Annotated in this window: 1 tRNA gene and 1 rRNA gene; both read left to right on the top strand. The window is 47.5% G+C overall.

From position 1 onward, the window contains the following. Positions 1-99 (top strand): 16S ribosomal RNA (locus tag MH215_RS28960); the annotation flags it as partial. A gap of 97 nt (positions 100-196) precedes the next feature. After that, positions 197-272, top strand: a tRNA-Ala gene (locus MH215_RS28955). Positions 273-562 lie beyond the last annotated feature (290 nt).

Genomic DNA, 562 nt, shown 5'->3' with positions numbered 1-562 from the left:
GTAACCGCAAGGAGCCAGCCGCCGAAGGTGGGATAGATGATTGGGGTGAAGTCGTAACAAGGTAGCCGTATCGGAAGGTGCGGCTGGATCACCTCCTTTCTATGGAGAATCGTTTCCCGCGCGGAAACATTCAAATATATAGGTTCTTAGAGCCTACCAGTTACTTATCCATTTGTTCAGTTTTGATGGAATTTGAGGGGCCATAGCTCAGCTGGGAGAGCGCCTGCCTTGCACGCAGGAGGTCAGCGGTTCGATCCCGCTTGGCTCCACCAAAAAAATTGCATCTATTTAGCTTGTTCTTTGAAAACTAGATATCGAAACGAAAGTAAATGCGAATTAGAACATTCCTTTTTAGCTGAACTTGTGTAAACAAGTTTCAATAAAACGGTAGTTAAATTGCTGGAGCGAGTGATCGAAATGGAACGACTTTTGGCTTTGCGCAAGCAAAACAAGGGAAGTGACAGCTCGAACACGAGCGAATGGTTAAGCTACTAAGAGCACACGGAGGATGCCTAGGCGCTAGGAGCCGATGAAGGACGTGGCGAACAACGAAACTGCCTCG

It is taken from the genome of Paenibacillus sp. ACRSA, from assembly GCF_022346845.1.
Taxonomy (GTDB): Bacteria; Bacillota; Bacilli; order Paenibacillales; family Paenibacillaceae; genus Paenibacillus.
The sequence above is the reverse complement of the archived record's forward strand: the minus strand, read 5'-3'. Positions and strand labels throughout refer to the sequence as shown.